The organism is Paraflavitalea sp. (assembly GCF_059502485.1).
In genome coordinates this window covers 701,167-724,095 of the sequence record NZ_JCACET010000008.1, presented here as the reverse complement: position 1 = coordinate 724,095, position 22,929 = coordinate 701,167, and the positions used below count along the sequence as shown (strand labels likewise).

Here is a 22,929-nt window from a genome sequence, read left to right as displayed (position 1 = left end):
GCAGCAGTATTTATACTTTTCTATTTGCTATAAGTGTTTACCCCTACTTGGTCGTCTTGGCAGCATACTGGAACCAGGTGCTGAGGTTGGGACAATGGGTAAATTCACTATCTACCATGAGGTAGTAGGATGGGATCTTACCAGCGAACCATTTATCGAGTGCCTGTTGTTTCTTTAATTCAAGGGCTCTTTGAGATACACGGTCATAATCGTCTTTCAGATTTTCGCGGTGTGGCTCTGTTCTTGATTTAAGGTAAACAATGCGTACGCCTTGTTTTTTGCGCTCGTCGGTAAATGGTGTGGGCTTGGAGAACTCACCAACTTTCATGTTGGTTTTGCTCATCATTTCCACCATGTCTTTGTCCAGCTGATCGATGGTAACTGCGGGATGCATACCACCTGTGTATTTGGAGTTGTCGTCGTCGCTGTATTTGCTAACTGCTTCACCGAAGGTCATGGTGCCGGCTATAAGCCTGGCGCGTACGGTATCGAGTCTTTGAATGGCCTCATTGATCTCTGCGTCGGTGATCTTTGGCGTACGCAGGATATGGCGTATAACGGCATCATCGCCTGCGCGGCTTTCCATCAATATGATGTGGTAACCAAATTTGCCTTTGAAAACGGGTGATATTTGTTTTTCTTTCAACCGGAAGGCATTGTTCAGGAAAGCAGGATCCCAGGACTTCTCTGTACGGTTGATGCTGTATTGCCCACCAATTTCTTTACTACCGGGGTCTTCTGAATACAGCCTGGCGAGGGTTTCAAAACGTTGTCTTCCTGATTCTACCTGTTGTTTAAAATCTGCCAGTTCATCCATGGCCAGTTTTTCCAGGTCGCGGCTCGGTTTGGGATATATAATGATCTCTCCTACTTCTACTTCTGATTCGTAAAAGAGCAAACTATCCTTTGGAATCTTATCCCAATATTCTTTTACTTCCTGTGGCGTAATCTTCATGTTGCCTACGATCTTATCGCGCATGTTCTCAGCCAGCTTACCTTCTTTGATCGATTGGCGGAAATCTTCTCTGATCTGGTAAATGGTACGACCGGCGATTTCTTCCAGGCGATCTTTACCGCCATACATCTGGATGAAGTAACGGATACGGTTATCGAGCAAGCCTTCCAGCTCATCATCTGTAACTAACAGGGAATCTTTTTCTGCCTGCAACACGAGGGCTTTCATACCCAGGATCTGGTCGAGGATGAGGCATTCTGCATTTTCGGGCACCGGCTCGTTACGGCGCTGCCTGTCCAATATTTCATTGAACACGTCGGAGCGCAGGATGATCTTATCTCCTACTATGCCTACAATTTTATCGGCCACTACTTTCCGGGGCGCCTGTGCAAATGCAGTTGTTACCAACAAGAGGGCAGCAAATGCAGTAAAAAGTTGCTTCATATTATTATTAATCGCGATGAGCTCAAAAATACTTTTAGAAGTAGAACTATGTAGGAGAAGGTCGTTAATTAACAAAAGTTTGAGGCTCTATTACAAGTTACAGGTTTCAAGTTACAGGTTGCAGGGCTTATGCTGGGGCTTCCTGAAACTTGTAACCTGGAACCTGTAACTGCGTTTTTATAATGTCCTCTTAACTTCTTCTTCTTCAAAGGCTTCAATGATATCACCTACCTGCATATCACTAAAGTTTTTCACGGTCAGGCCGCATTCCATACCAGAGGCAACGTCTTTAACGTCGTCTTTATAGCGCTTGAGGGATGCCAGCTCGGCGCTTTGGCCTTCTCCTTTGGGGTATACCACGATACCATCGCGGATAACCCTGATCTTGGAGTTGCGCTGGATCTTTCCATCAAGTACAAAACATCCGGCCACGGTAGCTTTATCGAACTTGAATACGTTGCGTACTTCGACGTTGGCAACGATCTTCTCCTGTATTTTGGGTTCCAACATCCCTTCCATCGCGCTCTTGACTTCATCGATGGCGTTATAGATGATGGAGTACATTTTGATCTGGACGCCTTCGCCTTCAGCCAGTCGGGCTGCCTGCGAAGATGGGCGCACGTTGAAACCAACGATGATGGCATCGGACGCAGTGGCCAGGAGTACATCACTTTCAGTGATGGCACCTACGCCTTTCAGTACCACGCTCACCACAATCTCTTCTGTAGAAAGTTTCTGCAGAGAGTCTGTGAGGGCTTCTACTGAACCGTCCACGTCACCTTTGATGATCAGGTTCAACTGTTTGAAGTTGCCCAATGCAAGACGACGACCGATCTCATCGAGGGTGATATGTTTCTTGGTACGGATACCTTGTTCACGGAGGATCTGAGCGCGGCGGTTGGCCACTTCTTTTGCTTCCGCTTCGTCGGTATATACTTTGAATTTCTCACCTGCCTGGGGCGCACCGTTCAAACCGAGTATAAGCACCGGCGTTGAAGGTGGTGCAATGTCCACGCGCTTGTTACGTTCGTTGAACATGGCTTTTACGCGTCCAAAGTGTTGACCGGATACTACCAGATCGCCCTGTTTGAGGGTTCCGTTCTGTACGAGTACCGTGGCTACGTATCCACGTCCTTTATCGAGGGTAGCTTCAATGATGGTTCCGCCAGCTTCTCTGTCAGGATTAGCTTTCAGGTCCAGCAGTTCTGCTTCGAGCAATATTTTTTCCAGCAACAGGTCTACGTTCAGTCCTTTTTTGGCGCTGAGCTCCTGGCTTTGGAATTTACCACCCCATTCTTCCACGAGGAGGTTCATGCCGGCCAGTTGTTCGTAGATCTTCTTGGCATTGGCGCCATCTTTATCGATCTTATTGATCGCAAAGATCATTGGCACATTTGCCGCCTGCGCGTGGCTGATGGCCTCCCGTGTTTGTGGCATCACCGCATCGTCTGCCGCAACTACGATCACAGCGATGTCGGTTACTTTGGCACCACGGGCACGCATCGCGGTGAACGCTTCGTGACCTGGTGTATCGAGGAAGGCTATCTTTTTACCATTGGCGAGGGTCACCTCATAGGCACCGATGTGCTGGGTGATACCTCCCGACTCACCGGCTACCACATTGGCGCTCCGGATATAGTCGAGTAATGATGTTTTACCGTGGTCAACGTGACCCATGATGGTAACGATGGGGGCGCGTGGCTGGAGGTCTTCTGCATTGTCTTCTTCTTCTTCCTCCTCCATTTCCATTTGCTTCTCCATGTCAATGAATTCTACATCGAATCCAAATTCATTGGCTACCAGCTCGATCACTTCCGCGTCGAGACGCTGGTTGATAGACACCATCAATCCGAGGCTCATACACTTGCTGATCACCTCTGCAAAGTTCACATCCATCAGGTTGGCGAGCTCGCTTACACTGATAAATTCTGTTACCTGCAGCTTGTTGTCCTGCATATCCTCGGCGCCCTGGTCTGCGTTTTCCTGGCGTTTTTCACGACGGTATTTCGCTTTCAGGCTCTTACCACGTCCTCCGGTACCGGCCAGTTTGGCCTGTGTTTCCCGGATCTTATTTTGAATTTCTTTTTCGTTGATCTCTTTGGGCTCACGGGAGATCGTTGGTCTTCCGGGACGATTGCCACCCTGGTGACCTCCGCGGTTTTGACCTCCTCTGAACTGACCGCCACCTTGCTGGCCATGGCCACCACCGTGTCCTCCATGCTGACCACCACCCTGACGTTGCTGGTGTTGGTTGCCTTCGGGCTTTTTGAAGAGGTGCTGTGCTCTTTGCTGTGGGGTTTGCGCGTCTTTCTTTTCGATGGGGATACGCTTGCGCTTACGTTTTTCCTCACTATTGGCACCTGCAGCAGCTCCAGCTCCCTGGTTTTGATTCTGGGGCTGTTGTTGCTGGCCTTGTTGTTGTTTGAGGCGGTCGTTGCCGATAGGTAACTGGATCTTTCCAAGGATCTTGGGTCCTTCCAGTTTTTCGGCTTTGATATTTTCAATAACGGGACCTGCTTCTTCTTTTTCTTCTGTCGCCACAGCGGGTTTGGGTTCTTCCTTAGGCTCCACCACTTCCGGCACTTCAGCTACCACTTCTTTTTCTTTCTCCTTAACCGGTTCCGGTTCTTTCTCTTCTTTCTTTTCAACAGGCTTCGGCTCTTCGACTACCGGCGCCTCAACCTTTGCTTCAGGCTGTGGAACTACTGGCTTTACTTCTTCCTCTTCTTTTTTCTTAACGGTCTTCTTTGGTCTTGTAGAGGAATCTATAGCGTCGAGGTCGATCTTGTCAAATACTTTGGGCCCTTCTATTTCGGGGGCCTCTACTTTCACCACTTCAGGCTGAACGGGTTCTTCCACCACAATTGCTTTAGGCTCTTCCACGGGCGGCTTAGGCTGGGGCGGCTGCGGTTGTTCTTCCTTCTTTTCCTCTTCTTTTTTGGGAGCGGGTGTTGCATCTTTTTTGAATACAACTGCTTCCTCTTCCTTCTTTTTCTTGGCCTCGAGGCTACCTTTCGGCAGATCGATCTGGTCGCTCTTCAACTTGGCCACCTTATCGCTCTGGAACTCCTGCTGCAAAGCACGGTACATGTCCTCCGTCAGTTTTGACGTAGGTTTCAGTTCGTCTTTGTCAAATCCCTTGCCCACCAAAAAGTCCACCAGTGTTTCTTTACCGATGTTGAACTCTTTGGCCGCGGCCATTAATCTGGGTGTTAATAATTCTGCCATTCGTTATTGTAAGACAATTTTTTGTTTTGTTTGCTGTCTGGCATTGAAAAATAACCAGTCAAACAGATCCTAAAGGTCATAAAAGTTCACCAATCTTCGGGCGTCATAAAAGTCATACCCGGTATTAGTTTTCTGCAAATGTGCCACAAGTTAGGGCAAAATGCGTGGTCTAAACTTTTTCTAACCTGTTTAACGGCTTATTATCCCTTGTCAAACTCTGCTTTCAGCACTTTCCGCACTTCGTCGATCGTTTCTCTTTCCAGGTCGGTCCTACGTTCCAGTTCTTCAGGGGTCAGGTCGAGTACGCTGCGAGCGGTGTCGCAACCGATGCGTTTGAACTCGTCAATGATCCAGGTTTCAATTTCATCGCTGAATTCTTCGAGGTCGATGTCGAATTCCTGGGGTTCTCCTTCTGTATCTCTGTAAACGTCGATGCTGTAACCGGTTAATTCCTGGGCCAGCTTGATATTTACGCCTTTTTTACCGATTGCCAGCGATACCTGATCTGGTTTAAGGAAGACATTCGCCTGCTTCTTTTCGTTGTCCAGGTCCATGCTGGTAATTTTGGCGGGGGTCAATGCCCGCTGTATCAGCAGCTGAATGTTATTGGTCCAGTTGATGACGTCGATGTTCTCGTTCTTCAGCTCACGCACGATCCCGTGGATACGGCTACCTTTCATACCTACGCAGGCGCCTACGGGGTCGATACGGTCATCGTAAGATTCTACGGCCACTTTGGCTCTTTCGCCGGGCTCCCGTACTATTTTCTTAATTACGATGAGGCCATCAAAGATCTCGGGTACTTCTATTTCCAGCAATTTAGCCAGGAATGAGGGGGAAGTACGGGAAAGGATGATGACGGGTGAGTTATTTTTCAGTTCTACCTTTTTCACTACTGCACGGGTATTTTCGCCCTTTTTGAAGTAGTCCTGGGGTATTTGTTCTGACTTCGGTAATATCAATTCATTGCTTTCTTCGTCGAGCATCAGGATCTCTTTCTTCCACACCTGGTATACTTCTGCACTGACAATATCTCCTACACGGTCTCCGTATTTTTTAACGAGTACGTTTTTCTTCAGGTCGCTGATACGGCTGGCCAATGTTTGCTTGGCAGCCAGGATAGCGCGACGACCGAAATCGAGGATGTTTACTTCTTCATAGAGTTCTTCACCTACCTCAAAGTCGGGGGCTACTTTCACAGCTTCACTGTAAGCTACTTCTGCCAGGGGATCCTGTACAGAGCCATCTTCCACAATAGTACGGCGACGCATGATTTCCAAGTCACCCTTTTCAGCGTTTACGATAACGTCAAAATTTTCATCGCTGCCAAATTTCTTCCGCAGTAATGTTTTAAACACGTCTTCTACCACTTTCATCATCGTAGGACGGTCAATATTTTCAGCGTCCTTAAACTCCTGGAAAGCCTCAATAAGGTTAATACTTGCCATATACTACATTTTTAAACCTTTTAATGCCATAAACACGAATTACGCGAATGGAACACGAATTACACGGGTGTCACGGACAAGGTGTAAGGCGCATCCGGTGCGATCTTCGGGCTTAAGAGCAGCTTTGTTAAAATACTATTTGAATTTTTGTTGTCTTGATTTCTTCGAAAGGGAAGCGATGTTCGATCACTTCTTTTTTCTTGTTCTTTCCTTTGGTTTCTTCCACTACGATCTCACTTTCCAGCACTTCAATCATCTTGCCTTCTACTTTTCTGCCATCTTTCAACAACACTTCTACCAATCTGCCTGTATTTTTTTTATACTGGCGGAACATTTTGAGGGGTTCATCCAGTCCGGAGGAAGAGACTTCGAGGGAAAAGTCGTCGCCCGGGAAAATAGCTGCTTCTTCAAGCTTCTTGTATAAAGCGCGGTTAATGCTGATGCATTTTTCGATGGTAATGCCGTGGTCTCCGTCCAGAAATACTTTTACGTTGTTGGTGGGTTTGATCCTTATTTCTACCAGAAAATGTACCGGATCGTCGACCAGTATATCCCCCACCATTTTTTCAATCGTCGCAACTTGAGTGTCCATTATCATAACCTGCTTGGGAAATAAAGAAGGGAACGGACCCCGTTCCCTTCTCTTTTCATCTTTTTCCGATGCAAATGTAAGGTAAATGTGGTATTCATTCCAAATCCTTTAAAACAGCTTTTGAGCTACGGAGTTCCCGCTATGGGCGGGACAAGTTGTGCGCTGCGGGCCAACAAAACCAGGGCTGGGCTGTTATATTGGTTTAACAGTTTATTCTGTCATTAGGTAGTACATTTGTCAACATTATGTTACGTATTATTCTCTGGATATTGCTTGGTTATTTCCTGTATAGGTTTGTCGTTAATTTCCTGATACCCATTTTCAAGGTATCCCGGCAAATGAAGCGGCAGGTGCGGGATTTCCAAAGCCATATGCAGGCTCAGCAGGAGCAATACCAGCAGCAACAGTCTTTCCAACAGGGCACCCATACTCAGCGCCCGCCATCCGCTGCTGCCTCCCCCAAAGAAAAATCTGGCGATTACATTGATTTTGAGGAAGTAAAGTAATTTTTAAGAGAGCTGCCAGTCGATATCCAGCACCGTTTTTCCGGGTTCGAGGTGGAATCCCTGGATGCCCGCCGCCCGGGCTCCTTCTACATTGACCAGGGCGTCGTCAATAAACATGGTTTCGTGGGGCAACAATTGTTTGTCGCTCAGGATGTATTCAAAGGCCTTTAAATCGGGCTTGCGGAGTTTAATATCGTGGGAGTACCAGGCTTTTTCAAAGAGATTGTCCAGCAAATCTCCTTTGAAAGCGTTGCTATAGGTATGCTGAAAGGAAGTGAGGTGGATCGCATTGGTGTTGCTGAATAAAAAGAGACGGTATTTCTTTTTTAGCTGTATCAACAGTTCAATGCGTTCTGTTGGGAAATCGCACAGCATGGCGTTCCAGCCGGCGATTACTGCTGGGCGTTCGAATTGCTGCCCGGCCAGGTTTTGTAAGGCATCAATAAACTGGTCATCATCAATACTACCTACTTCATATTCCTTAAAGAAGGAAGCTGCATGACCCAATGCAAAGAGTTGTTTGAAGTTTTGCACGCCCATTTTTGCAAAGGCGTCTTCTGTTCTTTGGAAGTCGAGGTTAAGTAATACGCCACCGAGGTCGAATATGATGTTTTTGATCTCCTTCATGTACCAAATGTATGAAAAGCTGCGAGCCTTGCAATCGGCAGTCCGCAATCGGTAATCGGCAGTACGTTTGCTTCAATGGCAATTCTATCTGGCGTCGAAGTCGACCACTACCTTATCGGTGCGTGGATGGGATTGGCAAGTAAGGATAAATCGTTGTTCTATTTCTTCAGGCTCCAGCGCATAGTTGATGTCCATCTCCACTTCTCCTTCTGTCAGCTTAGCTCTGCAGGTGGCGCATACGCCTCCTTTACAGGCAAAGGGCAAATCGGCGCCTTGCTGGAGGGCTGCATCAAGGATGGGCTGACCATCATAAGCCAGGTCGAAATCGAAGGCAATACCATCCAGCTTTACGGTGATACGACTCGTCTTTTTCTTATTGGTCTTTCCTGCTTTCTCCTGCTGATCGCTCGTGGCAACCTGCTTGCTGCCGCTTGTTGGCGTGGTGAACAGTTCGAAATGGATCTTCTTTTTATCGATGCCTTTTGCTTCCAGCCATTCTTTTACAGAAAAGATCATAGACTCTGGTCCACAGATGAATATTTCATCCATTTTTGAAAAATGCACCAGCATTTCGAGCTGCTGACACTTTTCTGCATCTATGCGGCCATGGTTTACTGCTGCATCTGTTTTTTCCCTGCTAAGTATATGGTGCAGTGTAAACCTGTTGATATACCGGTTCTTCAATCCTTCCAGTTGCTCCTTGAAGATGATGGATGCGCGGTTGCGGTTGCCGTAGATCAGGGTAAACCGGCTATTGGGCTCTATGGCCAGGGTGGCTTTGATGATGGAAAGTACGGGCGTGATGCCGCTGCCGGCGGCGAAAGCCAGGTAATGTTTCGTGTGTGCAGGGTTCAGCTCTGTGAAGAACCTACCTGTGGGTGGCAGCACGTCTACTGCATCGCCTTTTTTTAATTGCAGGTTGGCCCAGGAGGAGAATTTACCTGCTTCTACTGCCTTGATGGCTACTTTCAATTCATTGTCGTAGGGGCTGCTGCAAATGGAATAGGAGCGTCGCACCTCTTCGCCATCGAGGATGGTTTTGAGGGTAATGTTCTGCCCCTGTTTGAAGTTGTACGTTTCCCGTAATGCTTCCGGCACCTGAAACAGGACGGATATACATTCAGGTGTTTCTTTTTGTACGGCTGCTATCGTTAGTGTGTGAAAATGGGTGGCCAAGAGGTATTGTTTTATAATGCAAGCGGTAGTTCGGCTTATTTCTTTAATCCTTCAACGAGGATCATCACCATGTTGTCTTCCAACACATGGCCTTCAATCTTTTTGGTGCTACGGTGCCAGGATTCAATACCGCTCACCGCATGCAGCATGATGAGCACGGCAGTGGGGGCATCGATCTCTTTTATATCGCCTTTCCGGATACCTTCTGTAATGATCTGGGCAATCCGTTGGCGATAAGCACGTCGCTGGCTTTGCATGTTTTGCATGTAGGGCTCGGTAAGGTGTTTCCATTCGCGGTCGCTCACGTACACTTCTTCGTAGTGTTCTACCATCTGCCGGATGTGGAAACGCAGGATGGCCTCGATCTTGGCGATGGCAGTCGTTGGGCTATTGTCTACTTCGTCGATGTGGGACATGAACTGGTTGGCCACCTTGAAGCAGATCTCCTGTAATATTTCTGCTTTGGAGCTGATGTGGTTGTACAAGCTGGCGGCTTCTACGCCTACGTGTTCTGCCAGGTCGCGCATGGAGGTTGCGCTGAATCCTTTTTCGCGAAACAATTTAGCAGCTTCGGCAATGATTACTTCTTTGCGGGTGCTGTTCCTGTTGCTTTTGATTTTTGCCATAATACGGTAAATAGCCAAAGATAATAAAAAAGAACTAACGTGTGTTAGGGCAAATATTTGAGTTGTTTCATAAATAACCTAGTTTTCAGGCTAACGAGGCATAGGGCTATTGGTTCTGCTTATGGCAAGGGGATTGGGGAGTTTTTGTGGCCAATTGGCTGGAAGGGCCTTGCTACGATCCTGATCTCATAATTAAATAACGTGTTATCTTCTCTTGCTCCGGATTTTCGTGTAGGTTTGCGCGCTGTTAATTTACAAACATTCTAAAATTTCAAATTACATTATGTCTTTGATCTCTGTAGGTACGATGGCCTTTGATGCTATTGAAACACCTTTTGGTAAAACCGACCAGATTATTGGAGGTTCAGCTACTTATGTAGCTTATGCGGCCAGCAATTTTGTACAGCCCATCAATCAGGTGTCTATCGTAGGCTACGATTTTCCGAAGGAAGAAATGGACTCATTGAAGAAAAGGGGTGTAAATCTGGACGGCGTTGAAGTGGTGCCTGATAAAAAATCTTTCTTCTGGAGTGGCCGTTATCATATGGATATGAACACCCGCGATACACTGGTGACCGACCTGAACGTGTTGCTCGACTTCAATCCTGAACTTCCTGAGTCGTACCAGGGATCAGAGTTCCTGATGCTGGGTAACCTCGACCCGGTGATCCAGAAAAAAGTGATCACGCAGTTGAAGAAGCGCCCCAAGCTGATCGTAATGGACACAATGAACTTCTGGATGGAGATCGCTATGCCTCAGCTGGAAGAAACACTGAAGCTCGTAGATGTTCTCATGGTAAATGACAGTGAAGCCCGCCAGTTGAGTGGTCAGTTTTCCCTGGTGAAGGCTGCTAAAACCATCATGGGTATGGGTCCTAAATACCTTATCATTAAGAAGGGTGAGCACGGTGCATTGTTGTTCCATGGCGACCAGGTGTTCTTTGCTCCTGCATTGCCACTGGAAGAAGTATTTGACCCCACAGGCGCTGGTGATACTTTCGCCGGAGGCTTTATTGGTCATATCGCCCGCACTAAAGACATCTCTTTCGAGAATATGAAAACTGCCATCATCGTTGGTTCAGCTATGGCTTCTTTCTGCGTAGAGAAGTTTGGTCCGCAAAGGTTGAAAGAGATCACTCAGGTTGATATCGAAGCGCGTATTCAACAGTTTGTGAATCTGGTGAATTTCGATATCGAGCTGACGCACTAAGAACACGAATTTGATTCGAATTACACGAATTGAAATAAAAAGCGAAAGGCAACCATTCAATGGTTGCCTTTCGCTTTTGTATATGTTCTATGTTATTACTCGAGGGTAACTGTTACGCTAACGCGGGTACCATCGTGGAACAGGTTAAGTGTTTTAGGCTTGGCATCTGCAGGTATTTTGTAAGTGACGCCTGCCAGTTCTTTTGTTGACTCTGCATCTACACCACTTGATGTGCCATTGTATTCGGTAATACTGTTGTTATTGTCCAGTTGCAGTCTGAAGTTGTCTGTTCTGAAGAACAGGCTATTGCCACCTACTGCGTTTTTATTAGTCACATCGAGGTCGAATGTCAGCTCTGTGCCTTCTGATTTACCATCGGGATTCTGTAAGGCTACTGCTTTTGCGTTCTTAATTTTTACAAAGGCTTCTTTGTTTTTGCCGAGGTAAACAGTATCAGGGGCGAAGGTTACTTTATAGGTCTTGGGTTCGTTGGTGGCAGGTGTTGTTTCTGCATTAGACGTGGTTTGCTCTGCAGCGGGCTTTGTTTCTCCTTCAGCTTGTTTTGCTTTGTCTTTGCAGGAGAATAAGGCGATGGTGGATACAGTTGCAATGGTAATGAACGTCTTTTTCATGTAAAAGGTGATTTTAGTTTTTATGTTAGTTAGAATTTTCTCGCTAATGTTACACTATTCCTGAACTTTTTTGTTTTGCCTTGCAAATTAAAGAGTTCTGTAAATATTACATAAATGCCAATGGGTAATTTGCGCCGGTTATTGTCCAACCCATCCCAGCGGAACGTGCTCTGCTGACCGATCGTGGCGCTCCGAATAAGATGCCGCACGGGTATTCCGTTGGCATCAAAGATGGTAATGTTGGCAACATACCCTGGTTCTGTCATTTGGTATTGGATGTTTACGAAGTCATCTACCGCGTCATTGTCTGGCGAAAACAAAGAGGGCGTAACAGTAACTGTTCCTTTGGGTTGCAGGTCGGCCCTGAACTGTGAGTTGCGATAGCCTGGTGTGCCATAGCTCACCGTAGCTGCTGCCGACATCCAGTTGTGGCTATCCTGTGTTGGCTTGCTGTAATCTATTCTCTCCAGGGCAACGCCATCTTCATTGCTGATCAGTGCAAAGTGCCACTTATGATCGTATTGGACCTCATCTACTACTGTTCCCTGTGCATTTATAATGACCACTGTTCCTTTATCATCCGGCATCGAAGGCAGGGATGGTAGTTGTGTTACAACAGCCGGCTCTTTGATGAGGTATTGCTGTTGTAACCAGCGGGCATCTTCGGTCAGGGCCATGTATTCGCCGGGAAATAATAACCGGGATGTGGCGGTGACTTGTTGGATACCCGCTAATGCACCCGCAGCAGAACGATTGGCGATGTACAATTGTTTTAGGTCGATCGTTTTGTTGCTGCGATTGTACAACTCTGCATAATCTGTGCCACCTGATGGCGGATTAAATAACAATTCATTAATAATTACATCATGCGTGTCTGCAGGCACCGGTAGGCCCACCTTCGTGCTGTTCATCATACCAATGGTGTTGCCAGAGCAATCGGTTACACCTTTTACAGTAAGGTGGTACACCTGATTTTTGTTGATAGCTGCGGACAGTTTAAGCACCACCTCCTTAAACATAGGTGCTTGCGGGGTTGCCGAAACAGGATTCCCAACAGCGTGGCTGAAGGAATAACGACTGGCTACGGCCCCACTTACACTATCCAGTGATTCATCAAAAACAGCTATGATCGTAAGGCTGTCGGTTGTAAAGGTGCCCACTAATGCCGGTGGTGTTTCATCCCGGTTATCAGCTTTGATGGAATTCTCCCTGCCAGGTGTTCCGCCACTATTATGTGTTGCGGCTTTCCAGTTGCCGGCTCCTGTGCAGGGGTTGCGGGTGTCTATCATTTCCAATGTCCATCCACCTCCTGCTTTAACCGCGTTCTCATACCATTGATCTGTGTAGGCCACTGTGTGTATGGCATTGCCTTCGGGCGCATACAGGGTTATGATATCGGCATCGTTGTTCAGGGCAGGGAAATTGGTTACGCCTATTGTAGTGCCCCAGGTCGTATACAAGGGAACAGTAGTATTGGCACAGATGATCACGAAGCTGTCGGGCTGAAGGGTGATGTTGGTATTGATCGTAGCTGTGGCTGTTCCGTCGCTTAGTTTCCAGCCTCGCAGGTTGATGGCATGGGTCGTTACATTCTTTAGTTCTATGAACTCATTGTTGGGCAAGCCTATCGGCGGCGCAGGATCTGGCAGCAGTTCTGTTATTATTATATCGAATCGTTGTGGTGGCTGGGCATACAGCCTCATGAAAGACATGCATAGGAGTAATGCAAGCAGTTTTGCAGTCATTGGTTAATGGTTTTTCAAAGGCCATTACGGTTGTTCGATACCGTGTATGGAGGGATGAAAATAAGGAGCAAACATTAAATAATAAAATAATTTATTTGGATGCAAGCTGTGAGCAGCGAGCTTCGAGCAACAAGCTTAATGCCAAGGAGAGGACTGCTTGTTTGACGTCCTTCAAGAAATCAGAGATATCTTTTAAGAAATAATACCGGCAAGGGGCTTTTTTACTTTTTTTGAATAAAAATTTGTGGATTCTGTGTTTGCCAATTACTTTTGCTGCTCGTTATGCAAAAAATGATGAAACATACAAAGCGCACGAAGAAGCAACCCAGCAATGGGGAAGGTTGAGTACTGCTTTGTATAACAGAATATTCAAAAAGGCCTTCCCCCCACGGGAAGGCCTTTTTGTTTGCAGCATACCGGAAACAAAAACATTATTGTTAAACCATAAACAAGCATCAACAAATCATGAAAGTTGCAGTAGTAGGCGCCACTGGCCTTGTAGGCACTAAAATGTTACAAGTATTAGCCGAACGTAATTTCCCCGTAACTGAACTCCTTCCCGTTGCCTCTGAAAAGTCTGTAGGTAAGGAAGTTGTATTCAAGGGTAAGGGATACAAGATCATCAGCATGACGGACGCCATTGCCGCCAAGCCTGCTGTAGCTATCTTTTCTGCTGGTGGCAGCACTTCGCTGGAGTGGGCTCCCAAGTTTGCAGAGGCTGGTATCACTGTGATCGATAACTCTTCGGCCTGGCGCATGGACCCTTCCAAGAAGCTGATCGTTCCCGAGGTTAATGCAGATGCGTTGACTAAAGAGGATAAGATCATTGCCAACCCCAACTGCTCTACTATCCAAATGGTAGTAGCGTTGAACCCGCTGCACAAGAAATATAATATCAAGCGTGTGGTTGTATCTACTTACCAAAGTGTAACCGGTACTGGTAAGAAGGCAGTAGACCAACTGATGGGTGAACGCGCCAAAGCTGAGAAAGGCAGCAATGGTGAGTTTCCGATGGCTTATAAATATACTATCGACCTGAATGTGATCCCCCAGATCGATGTGTTCCTCGACAATGGTTACACCAAGGAGGAGATGAAGATGGTGAATGAGACGAAGAAGATCATGCGTGATGATTCTATCCGCGTTACTGCTACTACAGTACGTATCCCTGTAATGGGTGGTCATAGTGAGAGTGTGAACGTAGAGTTTGACAGTGATTACAGCCTGGATGAAGTGCGCGGCTTATTGAGCAGTGCTCCTGGCGTAGTGCTGGTGGATGATCCAGCTACTCAAAAATATCCTATGCCGATGGATGCGCATGACAAGGACGAGGTGTTTGTGGGCCGTTTACGTCGTGATGAGACGCAGCCCAATACGCTCAATCTTTGGGTGGTGAGTGATAACCTGCGCAAGGGTGCTGCTACTAATGCAGTACAGATCGCAGAATACTTAGTATCTAAGAAGCTGTTATAAGTGCTTAATGGGAAAGTATAGCCATACTCCCGGTCCCGCCTAATAAGCGGGACTTTTTTTATGCTAAAGCAAAAGGGTGAGCCGCCTTTTGGAAGGCGACCCACCCTTTTGCTTTAGTCTGACAACGTTTATTCTTCGAGTGCGCGGTTCAGGAACATCAGTAGAGGTTGGAGGGCTTCAAAAGCGGCTACTGTTTTCTTTACCAGGGTATCTGAAGTGAGATCGCTGTCTTTGAGTTCCTGCATGGCCAGCCAGCTCTTCAGCTTCAGGTAGTCGGCTGCGGGGTTATCTTTTTCGAATCCCTGGGGCACACGTGCGAGGGAAACATCATCCCCCTGGTATAAGCTTCCATATATGGCCTGGAATTTCTTGCTGCCAACAATCTTTTTAAACTCATCAAAGCAGTAATCTATCTCCTGTCTTACTTTCTTCGTTTCGGGTGGCATGGGTATCCAGAGCCCGCCGCCTACAAAGCTCTCGCCGGGCTGGCAATGGAAGTAATAGCCGGCATAGATGGATTTCTTACCTCCCCGGTTAATGCTGGCGCCAAAGTTGTTTTTGTAGGGTGCTTTATCTTTTGAGAAGCGGACATCGCGGTTGATGCGGAACATGCAGCTTTTGGCTGTCAGTTCTTTGATGGTGGGGTCTTGCTTACCGTGTTTATCAATAACAGCCTGTATAAATTCTTCGAAGTTCTTTTTAGCAGCTTCGTATTGTGGGCGGTGTGCGTCGAACCAGGATTTATCGTTATTCTTTTTGAGGTCTTTGAGGAACTTGACCGTAGCAGGCAACAGCATATACTTTTTATTTTAAAGGTATGGATGGCTGTTGATGCTCCCAAAAAAGATAAGTGGCGTATTGATGATCGCTCTCATCATATACGCCACTTATACTGTTTTTACCGGTTGTTGGGTTTAGATCCTACCCCAGTTCTCACCACTCTTAATGCGGTACATGGTCATTTCGCTAACGCCATATTTTTCCGCGAGTTTTTTAATAGTGATCTTCCGGTTCTTGTCTGTAAGAACTTTCTTGATGCTCTTCACCTGATTTGCATTCAGCTTAAGACCTTCAGTCCGGTTCGCCTGAACTTTCTTGTAAGCGATCTTTGCTGGGCTGTTTTGTTGGTGACTGATCATTTCTTCCAGTGAAGCCCACTTAAGGTTTTTCACTGTGTTGTCGAGTTTGTTGTGATTCAGGTGAATCACATACTTGTTTTTGGCTGCGGGCTTACCGAGGAATAACCTGGCAATCTCGCGGTGAATGTAGAGGGTGCCATTGTTTCCGGGTCTGTGCAGGTTCAACGTCCGGTAGCCGGTAGTCAAAGAACCTTGCAACAGTTTACCATCTTCAACAACATCTTCTGTGTAGCTGGCTATGCGGCCATGAGATGACAGCGCATACTTTTTTCTAAGGTGCTTCCAGCCTGGAAACTGTAAAGGTTTCCACACCTCGTTGGGGAGTTTTTTTATCATCGCCTTTTCCTTTTGGCTAAAGTTACAAAAAAAGATATGCGAAAATCAAATCATTTGTAAGAAAGATATGTTAGCGGTTAACCAAGGTCAGGAATTCGGCCTCACTAATGATCTTAACCGATGTTATCTTTTTGGCTTTCTCCAACTTCGACCCGGCCTCATCACCAGTGACCAGGTAGTTGAGCTTACTACTCACACTACCCAATAGCTTGCCTCCATTGGATTCGACCAAAGCCTCTGCCTCACTGCGTTTCAGCGTTGGCAGGGTACCGGTAAATAAAAACGTTTGACCGGAAAGGTTGCCGGATACGGCCATATCTTTTTTATCATTTTTTAACTTCAACCCCAATGTTTCAAGGTGTTTAAGCATCTCTATGTTATCGGGATTACGGAAGAACTGATGTATACTTCCTGCTACTTTTGGTCCTACATCTTCCAAGTTTTGTAGCTCTTCAAGCGAAAGTTGAGCAAAGTCAAGTAAATGCTTTACAGCATGGGCAAGGGTCTTAGCGGTTGTTTCGCCTACATATCTTATACCGAGTGCAAAGATGAGCCTGTGTAGTGGCTGTTCTTTAGAGGTAGTGATAGCTGCCTGCAGGTTAGTGATGCTCTTTTCGCCAAAGCCTTCAAGGGTCCTGATCTTATCGAATGGCAAGGTGTAGATTCCTGGAATATCTTTCAGGAAGCCAAGGTCATAAAACTTTTGTACGATGGCTTCGCCAAGGCCCCTGATATCCATGGCATCCTTACTCGTAAAGTGAAAAATACGTTGGAGAACCTGGGCTTCGCAATTAATGTTGACACATCGCCACACTGCTTCATCGGGTGTCTTTACCAGTTTATCATGGCAAACGGGACATTTCGTTGGGAAGACAATGGGTTGTTCATTACCTGTTCTTACTTCGGGTAGTGATTTTACTATATATGGGATCACATCGCCTGCGCGTTCTACCAGTACTGTGTCGCCGATCATGAGGTCTTTTTCACGGATCACTTCTTCGTTGAATAATGAAATAGAGCCAACGGTTACTCCGCCGATCGGTACGGGTTCAATCTTGGCCACCGGTGTAATGGAACCGGTTCGGCCTACCTGAAATTCTATAGCTCTGAGTTTACTGGTTGCCTGGCGTGCTTTGAACTTATACGCGATGGCCCAACGCGGGTGATGGGTAGTCATGCCGAGTTGGTCTTGTAATTCGAGGCTATTGACTTTAACTACCATGCCGTCTATTTCATAGGGCAGGTCGTCGCGCTTTTGCTCGTACTCATGGCAATACTTTACTACTTCTTCTATGCCTTTAAATACCCTGACTTCTTTTTGGGGGCTGCGGAATCCCAGTTCCCATAACAGTTCGAGTGAACCGCTGTGTGTTTGCAGTAGTTTATGAACGGGTGCTCCCGGCAATGTTACATAATCACTGATATGGTAGAGGAATGCTTCCAGGTTGCGGCGGCTTACTTCTTTTGGGTCTTTGATGCGCAATGATCCTGCTGCCGCATTGCGTGGATTGGCCAGCGGCGCCAGGTTTTGCTCGATGAGTTTATCGTTGTATTTTTTAAAGTTGTCTTTGGTCAATAATACTTCGCCTCTTATTTCTACCTGTTGCAGTCCATATTCTGAAATTTTAGCTGATAATGGTACGGAACGGATCTGTTTGATATTGGTGGTTATATCATCGCCCTGTACGCCGTCTCCCCGGGTAGCGCCCCGGGCCAGCAGATCGTTTTCGTAGATGAGGGATATACTGGCGCCATCAAATTTGGGCTCTACGCAATATTCTATCTGGTTTAGTTTGGACAGCTCTCTGGCTTTGCGGTCCCAGTCTACAAGGTCTTCTTCGTTGTAGGAGTTTTCCAATGAAAGCATGGGCACCAGGTGGGGGGCTGGTGGAAAGTCTTTGGTAAGTCCTTTGGCTACGCGCTGGGTAGGGGAATCTGTCGTTATGAGTTCGGGATGGGCGGTCTCGATCGTTTCGAGGGTTTTGAACAGCTGGTCGTATTCATAATCGGCTACCAGAGGATCATTGATCAAATAATATCTGTATTCATGAAAGCGTAATACTTCGCGCAGCTCATCTATATCTTTTTTAGCATCTATCTTTTCTTTCTTCACCTTATCTAATAAGGTTGTGGTCAGTTGTTGTAATGATTTGGTCTTGCCGGCAGAATACATAATTGGTTGGTTATGTGTTTATGTGTAAAATTAGGCATTGGAGGGCTATCCGTTATCTTTGCGGCATGAGAAAAAAGAACGTGGTACTGGAAAAGTTGACTGTACAGGATTATGCGGCGGAAGGCAAGGCGCTGGGCAAGGTAGATGGGAAGGTTGTATTTATTGAGGGGGCTGTACCTGGTGATGTGGTGGATGTACGCTTATCGAAGAACAAAAAGGAATGGGCGGAGGGTAAAGCTGTTCACTTTCATGCTTTTTCCCCGGACCGGGTATCGCCTTTTTGCGAACATTTTGGTGTTTGCGGGGGTTGTAAATGGCAGATGCTGCCCTACGAGAAGCAGCTGGTGTATAAGCAACACGAAGTGGAGCAGCACCTGCGGCGGATCGGCAAAGTGGCTTTACCGGACATTGCCCCGATCGCGGGGTGCGAGAGCACGGTGCGATACCGGAACAAGCTGGAGTTTACTTTCAGCAACCGCCGTTACCTGCTGCCGCATGAAATAGCCGGGGCTGATACCATCGAGCAAGAAAGTGCGCTGGGTTTCCATATTCCGCGTCTGTTTGACAAGATCATCGATATCAATACTTGTCATCTCATGGCGGAGCCGACGAACAGGATCAAGAATACCATCCGGCAGTTTGCGATGGAGCGGGGTTATCCTTTTTATGATATCCGCGAGCACAGAGGCTGGCTGCGTACCCTGATCATCCGGGTATGCACTACGGGTGAAATAATGGTGAATGTGTGTTTGGGTTATGATGACCAGGAGGCGCTGAAGGAGCTGTTTGATCATTTGCTGGGACAGGTGCCGGAAATTACCACGTTGTTGTATACTATTAACCCTAAGAAGAACGATTCTATTTATGACCTGCAGCCACGGGCATATTATGGAAAAGGATATATTACTGAAAAACTGGAAGACCTTGCTTTTAAGATCGGACCGAAGTCGTTTTTTCAGACAAATACACGGCAGGGTGAACGTTTATACCAGATCACCCGTGATTTTGCAGAGCTGACCGGCAAAGAAATAGTATATGATCTTTATTGTGGTACGGGCAGCATCGGGTTGTTTGTGAGCAAGCTGGCCAAAAAGATCATCGGCGTAGAGGTGATCGCTGAGGCTATCGAGGATGCCGGAGAAAATGCCGCGCTGAATAATATTCATCATGCGGAGTTTTTCGCCGGGGATGTTATAGATATTTGTGATGATGCTTTTTTTGCGCGCCATGGTAAGCCCGATGTAATTATTACCGACCCTCCACGGGCCGGGATGCATGAAAAGCTGGTTCAGAAGATACTGGATATGGAAGCGCCGCTGGTGGTGTATGTAAGCTGCAACCCTGCCACGCAGGCCAGGGATCTGCACAAGCTGGATGAGAAATATGCAGTAACGCGGATCCAGCCGGTAGACATGTTCCCGCATACGCATCATATTGAGAATGTGGTGCAACTAAAGCTAAAAAAGTAGGACCTTAGATTGTATAACCTAAAACAGCATCATAGTGTATTCGAACAGAATGTTTATGCCATTAACGCCGATCGTTAAGAATCTTATGATCGTTAATGGCCTTGTTTTCCTGGCGCAGCTTACTTTTCAAGGTAAATTTCCCATCGATGAATTGTTTGCCCAGCACCACTTCCTGTCCAAGGATTTTAAGCCGCACCAGTTGCTGACTTATATGTTCATGCACGACACGAGGGGCTTTAGCCATATTCTTTTCAATATGCTTGCTTTGTATATGTTTGGCTCCAAGCTGGAAATGGTGTGGGGCGCCAAGCGATTCCTTACTTTTTACCTGATCTGTGGTATTGGCGCCGGGGTGATCAGTGGTGTGGCCACACTGGTGGAGACCTACCCGGTGATCAGTGATATCAATTTTTTACAGGATCATACTTCTGTAAAAAATTATAATGCGCTCTTGAATAAATATGACTGGATACGGAACGGAATGAATAGGGCTTACCCCAATTTTACCGACATCGTGAACAGTAATCCAGATAACCCAGAAGTGATCAAAAGTATTTTCAGGGTTTCAGGTGAATTAAAAGAAGCTGCTACCGGGGGTAGTGTAGTGGGTGCTTCAGGAGCGGTTTACGGTTTGCTGGCGGGCATCGCTTATTTATTCCCGAATGACATGGTGATGATCTACTTTCTTTTCCCACTCAAAATGAAATGGCTGGCCCTTATTTATGGCGCGGTAGAGGTTTGGGCAGCTATCCAAAATGACCCCAATGACCAGGTTGCTCACGTAGCTCACCTTGGTGGTGGCCTGGTAGGCTTTTTGATGGTATACATTAGTTACCGAAGGGGCAACCGGCGTAAATTATTCTGACGACAACTTTAGGTGCTGTACGACTGTTAATTATTACCAATATCGTAATGCCGTATAAGGGCGTTGTGGGTTGGGTTTTGTAAATTCACCAAAAATAAATTCGTGTTGCGGGAAGATCGATACAGGAAGCGCATTTTGCTGGGCCAGGATGGTAATGCGTTGGTTTTATTGCTGGCTATTCTGGCTATTATGTTCTGCCTTTTTAAGTTTCTGTGGCTTGTATATACCATGTCGGATGTTCCCTTAGCCGTTTTTAACGCCGAGATATTCAACTGGTTTACGCTTCCCGCCAATCCGAGCGTTCTGCTCAATCGCCCCTGGACGATCCTGACTTATATGTTTATGCATACCGACCCGATGCGTCTGATCGGTAATGTGCTGTGGCTGTGGGCTTTTGGTTATATTTTGCAAGACCTTGCCGGTCCTCGGAAGCTGATCCCATTGTTTATTTATGGTAGTCTGGCAGGTGGTGTGTTCTATATTTTAAGTTATTCTTTCGTTCCTGCTCTTTTCAAAACTGCTATCGATTATAACCTGGAGGGGGCTTCGATGGGTGTAATGGCGATTGCGATTGCTACAACAGCTTTGGCGCCCCGTTACCGCATTTTCCCGATGATCAATGGTGGTATTCCGCTTTGGGTGCTTACTTTGATCTTTGTGGCACTCGATCTTGCGATGGTGCCGGCGGTCAGTAATATTACCCCCCATCTGGCTGGTGCGGGTATCGGTTTCCTTTTTGTGCATCAATTGCGCAGGGGCCGTGACTGGACAGCCTGGATGAACAGGTTCTTTGATTGGGTCAATAACCTGTTCAACCCTGATAAGCGTAGCTGGAAGAAAACTGCCAAAGACGAACTGCATTATAAATCAACAGGCACTCAACCTTTTAAAAGAATTCCCAATATCACACAAAAACGTATTGATGAGATATTGGATAAGATCAATCAACAGGGGTACCGTTTCCTGACCGAAGAGGAAAAAGATATTTTGAAACGGGCTTCTGAGGGTGAAGAACTGTAATTTTAATCATGGCCGTACGAACCATCGCCAAACGTGTTTTTATCTTTTTTCACATTGGTATAGTAGCACTTTTCCTGCTGTCCTGTGCCAATGCATTCCTGCATCCTGAAAAGTGGTGGTTCTTTGCTTTACTGGGCCTCGCTTTTCCCTATCTGTTAATCCTCGTAATCGTATTTCTTCTCTTCTGGACCTTGTTTCGTTCCAAGTGGGCATTTCTTTCGCTGGCAGCTCTGGTATTAGGTTTCACCAATATACGGGCGCTGATCGCTTTTCATACGGGTGAATATTCTACTACTAAAAAGGAGCATAACATTCGGGTGTTGACGTGGAATGTGCGCTGGTTTGACGAGCAGAAGCGGCTCACCAAGGGTGCTTATCCAAGCCGTAAGCAGATGCTTGCTTTTATCAAGGAGCAGGATCCGGACATCTTATGTTTTCAGGAATACTTTGAAACCAACAAGGTCAACTACAGCAATTTTAAGGATATCAGCAAGATGAATTATCCTTATTGTTATAAGGTAATCGACTATGGCCGTAAGGATGGCCCGCTGGAGGTTGGGGTGGCTATTTTTTCGCGATTCCCGATCACTGACAGTATGCGGATACGGTATCCCGGCCCTGTTCAGTTGCGGGCAGCAGAAAGCCTGATCTCCTGTGATATTAAGGTGGGCGAGCAAACTATCCGGGTTTTCAATACGCATCTGCAGTCGGTATTGTTTCAAAAGCAGGATTATGAGAAATTGCGGATGATCAAAACTGCGGATGACAGTATATTGGATGCCTCCAAGTCGATCGTCAAGAAGTTGAAGCAGGGGTATACATCCCGGGGCGCCCAGGTCGATATTGTGCGGGAAGAGCTGGACAAAAGTCCTCACCCGGTTGTTATTTGCGGCGACTTCAATGATGTGCCCAATTCTTATACTTATTTCCATATCCGGGGTAAACGCCAGGATGCTTTTATTGCGGCCAGTAATGGGATCGGGCGTACTTACCGGGAAATTGCTCCCACGCTGCGGATCGATTATATCATGGCGGACGAGCGATTTGAAGTGACGCAATGCAAACGGTTTGCCCTACCTTATTCGGACCACTACCCTGTGGTGGCCGATTTACAGCTTAAAGTCACTGAATAAAATCCCTATATTTGTCTCATGGCGATCCTGTTCTTTCCCTCCTGTTGTTGTACGTGTCCTGTTGTGGCAGGATAAATCTATTTTTGTGTTATCCATACGGTATTTTCCCATTTTTATTTATTTCGCAGTCTG

Annotated in this window: 19 protein-coding genes; 7 read left to right on the top strand and 12 right to left on the bottom strand. The window is 46.6% G+C overall.

Features of this window, described 5'->3' with window-relative positions:
* Nucleotides 1–43 precede the first annotated feature (43 nt).
* The 4 genes from AC5JBY_RS05740 to AC5JBY_RS05725 all read right to left on the bottom strand — a co-directional run bounded on the left by AC5JBY_RS05740 (nt 44) and on the right by AC5JBY_RS05725 (nt 6,667).
* Nucleotides 44–1,399: a peptidylprolyl isomerase gene (locus AC5JBY_RS05740; protein ID WP_495903604.1), complete on the bottom strand. Its 1,356-nt coding sequence runs from the start codon at nt 1,397–1,399 to the stop codon at nt 44–46.
* 177 nt (nt 1,400–1,576) lie between these two features.
* Nucleotides 1,577–4,627: a translation initiation factor IF-2 gene (infB, locus tag AC5JBY_RS05735; protein ID WP_495903603.1), complete on the bottom strand. Its 3,051-nt coding sequence runs from the start codon at nt 4,625–4,627 to the stop codon at nt 1,577–1,579.
* 200 nt (nt 4,628–4,827) lie between these two features.
* Nucleotides 4,828–6,075, bottom strand: a complete 1,248-nt coding sequence (gene nusA / locus AC5JBY_RS05730; protein ID WP_495903602.1) for a transcription termination factor NusA — start codon at nt 6,073–6,075, stop codon at nt 4,828–4,830.
* 127 nt (nt 6,076–6,202) lie between these two features.
* Nucleotides 6,203–6,667, bottom strand: a complete 465-nt coding sequence (locus AC5JBY_RS05725) for an LSm family protein (protein WP_495903601.1) — start codon at nt 6,665–6,667, stop codon at nt 6,203–6,205.
* A 245-nt stretch (nt 6,668–6,912) separates the two neighbouring features.
* On the opposite strand from AC5JBY_RS05725, the gene AC5JBY_RS05720 reads away from it, so the two are divergent.
* On the top strand, nt 6,913–7,173 hold the full coding sequence (locus AC5JBY_RS05720; protein ID WP_495903600.1) for a DUF4834 family protein: 261 nt from the start codon (nt 6,913–6,915) through the stop codon (nt 7,171–7,173).
* Nucleotides 7,174–7,176: 3 nt separating this feature from the next.
* Here the strand turns inward: AC5JBY_RS05720 and AC5JBY_RS05715 are convergent, their stop codons facing one another.
* The 3 genes from AC5JBY_RS05715 to AC5JBY_RS05705 form a co-directional block, all read right to left on the bottom strand.
* Nucleotides 7,177–7,800: an HAD family hydrolase gene (locus AC5JBY_RS05715; protein WP_495903599.1), complete on the bottom strand. Its 624-nt coding sequence runs from the start codon at nt 7,798–7,800 to the stop codon at nt 7,177–7,179.
* Between the two features lie 84 nt (nt 7,801–7,884).
* Nucleotides 7,885–8,976, bottom strand: a complete 1,092-nt coding sequence (gene paaE, locus AC5JBY_RS05710) for a 1,2-phenylacetyl-CoA epoxidase subunit PaaE (RefSeq protein WP_495903598.1) — start codon at nt 8,974–8,976, stop codon at nt 7,885–7,887.
* Between the two features lie 35 nt (nt 8,977–9,011).
* On the bottom strand, nt 9,012–9,602 hold the full coding sequence (locus AC5JBY_RS05705; RefSeq protein ID WP_495903597.1) for a TetR/AcrR family transcriptional regulator: 591 nt from the start codon (nt 9,600–9,602) through the stop codon (nt 9,012–9,014).
* A gap of 283 nt (nt 9,603–9,885) precedes the next feature.
* Between AC5JBY_RS05705 and AC5JBY_RS05700 the strand changes: the two genes are divergently transcribed.
* Nucleotides 9,886–10,812, top strand: coding sequence for a PfkB family carbohydrate kinase (locus AC5JBY_RS05700; protein WP_495903596.1), 927 nt, complete (start codon nt 9,886–9,888; stop codon nt 10,810–10,812).
* Between the two features lie 95 nt (nt 10,813–10,907).
* Here the strand turns inward: AC5JBY_RS05700 and AC5JBY_RS05695 are convergent, their stop codons facing one another.
* Both AC5JBY_RS05695 and AC5JBY_RS05690 read right to left on the bottom strand, forming a co-directional pair.
* The gene (locus AC5JBY_RS05695) at nt 10,908–11,444 is read right to left on the bottom strand and encodes a hypothetical protein (protein WP_495903595.1); all 537 of its coding nucleotides are present in this window, start codon (nt 11,442–11,444) and stop codon (nt 10,908–10,910) included.
* A 29-nt stretch (nt 11,445–11,473) separates the two neighbouring features.
* The gene (locus AC5JBY_RS05690) at nt 11,474–13,189 is read right to left on the bottom strand and encodes a lamin tail domain-containing protein (protein ID WP_495903594.1); all 1,716 of its coding nucleotides are present in this window, start codon (nt 13,187–13,189) and stop codon (nt 11,474–11,476) included.
* 465 nt (nt 13,190–13,654) lie between these two features.
* On the opposite strand from AC5JBY_RS05690, the gene AC5JBY_RS05685 reads away from it, so the two are divergent.
* Nucleotides 13,655–14,662 carry an aspartate-semialdehyde dehydrogenase gene (locus AC5JBY_RS05685; RefSeq protein WP_495903593.1) on the top strand — a complete coding sequence of 336 codons (1,008 nt, stop codon included), beginning with the start codon at nt 13,655–13,657 and terminating at the stop codon, nt 14,660–14,662.
* A gap of 128 nt (nt 14,663–14,790) precedes the next feature.
* Here AC5JBY_RS05685 and AC5JBY_RS05680 read toward each other — a convergent pair whose 3' ends face one another.
* From AC5JBY_RS05680 to ligA, 3 genes are all read right to left on the bottom strand, one after another.
* The gene (locus AC5JBY_RS05680) at nt 14,791–15,459 is read right to left on the bottom strand and encodes a DUF2461 domain-containing protein (RefSeq protein WP_495903592.1); all 669 of its coding nucleotides are present in this window, start codon (nt 15,457–15,459) and stop codon (nt 14,791–14,793) included.
* A 117-nt stretch (nt 15,460–15,576) separates the two neighbouring features.
* Nucleotides 15,577–16,137 (bottom strand): helix-turn-helix domain-containing protein, encoded by a 561-nt coding sequence (locus tag AC5JBY_RS05675; protein ID WP_495903591.1) that lies wholly within the window; start codon nt 16,135–16,137, stop codon nt 15,577–15,579.
* A gap of 70 nt (nt 16,138–16,207) precedes the next feature.
* Nucleotides 16,208–18,310, bottom strand: coding sequence for an NAD-dependent DNA ligase LigA (ligA, locus tag AC5JBY_RS05670; RefSeq protein ID WP_495903590.1), 2,103 nt, complete (start codon nt 18,308–18,310; stop codon nt 16,208–16,210).
* Between the two features lie 65 nt (nt 18,311–18,375).
* Here ligA and rlmD point away from each other — a divergent pair, with 65 nt between their 5' ends.
* The 4 genes from rlmD (at nt 18,376) to AC5JBY_RS05650 (ending at nt 22,797) form a co-directional block, all read left to right on the top strand.
* Nucleotides 18,376–19,779: a 23S rRNA (uracil(1939)-C(5))-methyltransferase RlmD gene (rlmD, locus tag AC5JBY_RS05665; RefSeq protein WP_495903589.1), complete on the top strand. Its 1,404-nt coding sequence runs from the start codon at nt 18,376–18,378 to the stop codon at nt 19,777–19,779.
* A 55-nt stretch (nt 19,780–19,834) separates the two neighbouring features.
* Nucleotides 19,835–20,644: a rhomboid family intramembrane serine protease gene (locus AC5JBY_RS05660; RefSeq protein ID WP_495903588.1), complete on the top strand. Its 810-nt coding sequence runs from the start codon at nt 19,835–19,837 to the stop codon at nt 20,642–20,644.
* Between the two features lie 102 nt (nt 20,645–20,746).
* Entirely contained in the window at nt 20,747–21,664 is a 918-nt protein-coding gene (locus AC5JBY_RS05655) for a rhomboid family intramembrane serine protease (RefSeq protein WP_495903587.1), read from the top strand.
* Between the two features lie 8 nt (nt 21,665–21,672).
* Entirely contained in the window at nt 21,673–22,797 is a 1,125-nt protein-coding gene (locus tag AC5JBY_RS05650; RefSeq protein WP_495903586.1) for an endonuclease/exonuclease/phosphatase family protein, read from the top strand.
* Nucleotides 22,798–22,929: the final 132 nt, after the last annotated feature.

What these genes read in the sequence shown, in the direction of transcription:
- rlmD (WP_495903589.1), top strand. Translation starts at nt 18,376, where the DNA reads ATGAGAAAAAAGAACGTGGTACTGGAAAAGTTGACTGTACAGGATTAT.
- nusA (WP_495903602.1), bottom strand. Translation starts at nt 6,075, where the DNA reads ATGGCAAGTATTAACCTTATTGAGGCTTTCCAGGAGTTTAAGGACGCT.
- AC5JBY_RS05720 (WP_495903600.1), top strand. Translation starts at nt 6,913, where the DNA reads ATGTTACGTATTATTCTCTGGATATTGCTTGGTTATTTCCTGTATAGG.
- AC5JBY_RS05660 (WP_495903588.1), top strand. Translation starts at nt 19,835, where the DNA reads ATGCCATTAACGCCGATCGTTAAGAATCTTATGATCGTTAATGGCCTT.
- AC5JBY_RS05650 (WP_495903586.1), top strand. Translation starts at nt 21,673, where the DNA reads ATGGCCGTACGAACCATCGCCAAACGTGTTTTTATCTTTTTTCACATT.
- AC5JBY_RS05715 (WP_495903599.1), bottom strand. Translation starts at nt 7,800, where the DNA reads ATGAAGGAGATCAAAAACATCATATTCGACCTCGGTGGCGTATTACTT.
- AC5JBY_RS05705 (WP_495903597.1), bottom strand. Translation starts at nt 9,602, where the DNA reads ATGGCAAAAATCAAAAGCAACAGGAACAGCACCCGCAAAGAAGTAATC.
- AC5JBY_RS05690 (WP_495903594.1), bottom strand. Translation starts at nt 13,189, where the DNA reads ATGACTGCAAAACTGCTTGCATTACTCCTATGCATGTCTTTCATGAGG.
- AC5JBY_RS05725 (WP_495903601.1), bottom strand. Translation starts at nt 6,667, where the DNA reads ATGGACACTCAAGTTGCGACGATTGAAAAAATGGTGGGGGATATACTG.
- AC5JBY_RS05675 (WP_495903591.1), bottom strand. Translation starts at nt 16,137, where the DNA reads ATGATAAAAAAACTCCCCAACGAGGTGTGGAAACCTTTACAGTTTCCA.
- AC5JBY_RS05695 (WP_495903595.1), bottom strand. Translation starts at nt 11,444, where the DNA reads ATGAAAAAGACGTTCATTACCATTGCAACTGTATCCACCATCGCCTTA.
- AC5JBY_RS05680 (WP_495903592.1), bottom strand. Translation starts at nt 15,459, where the DNA reads ATGCTGTTGCCTGCTACGGTCAAGTTCCTCAAAGACCTCAAAAAGAAT.
- AC5JBY_RS05700 (WP_495903596.1), top strand. Translation starts at nt 9,886, where the DNA reads ATGTCTTTGATCTCTGTAGGTACGATGGCCTTTGATGCTATTGAAACA.
- AC5JBY_RS05740 (WP_495903604.1), bottom strand. Translation starts at nt 1,399, where the DNA reads ATGAAGCAACTTTTTACTGCATTTGCTGCCCTCTTGTTGGTAACAACT.
- infB (WP_495903603.1), bottom strand. Translation starts at nt 4,627, where the DNA reads ATGGCAGAATTATTAACACCCAGATTAATGGCCGCGGCCAAAGAGTTC.
- ligA (WP_495903590.1), bottom strand. Translation starts at nt 18,310, where the DNA reads ATGTATTCTGCCGGCAAGACCAAATCATTACAACAACTGACCACAACC.
- AC5JBY_RS05685 (WP_495903593.1), top strand. Translation starts at nt 13,655, where the DNA reads ATGAAAGTTGCAGTAGTAGGCGCCACTGGCCTTGTAGGCACTAAAATG.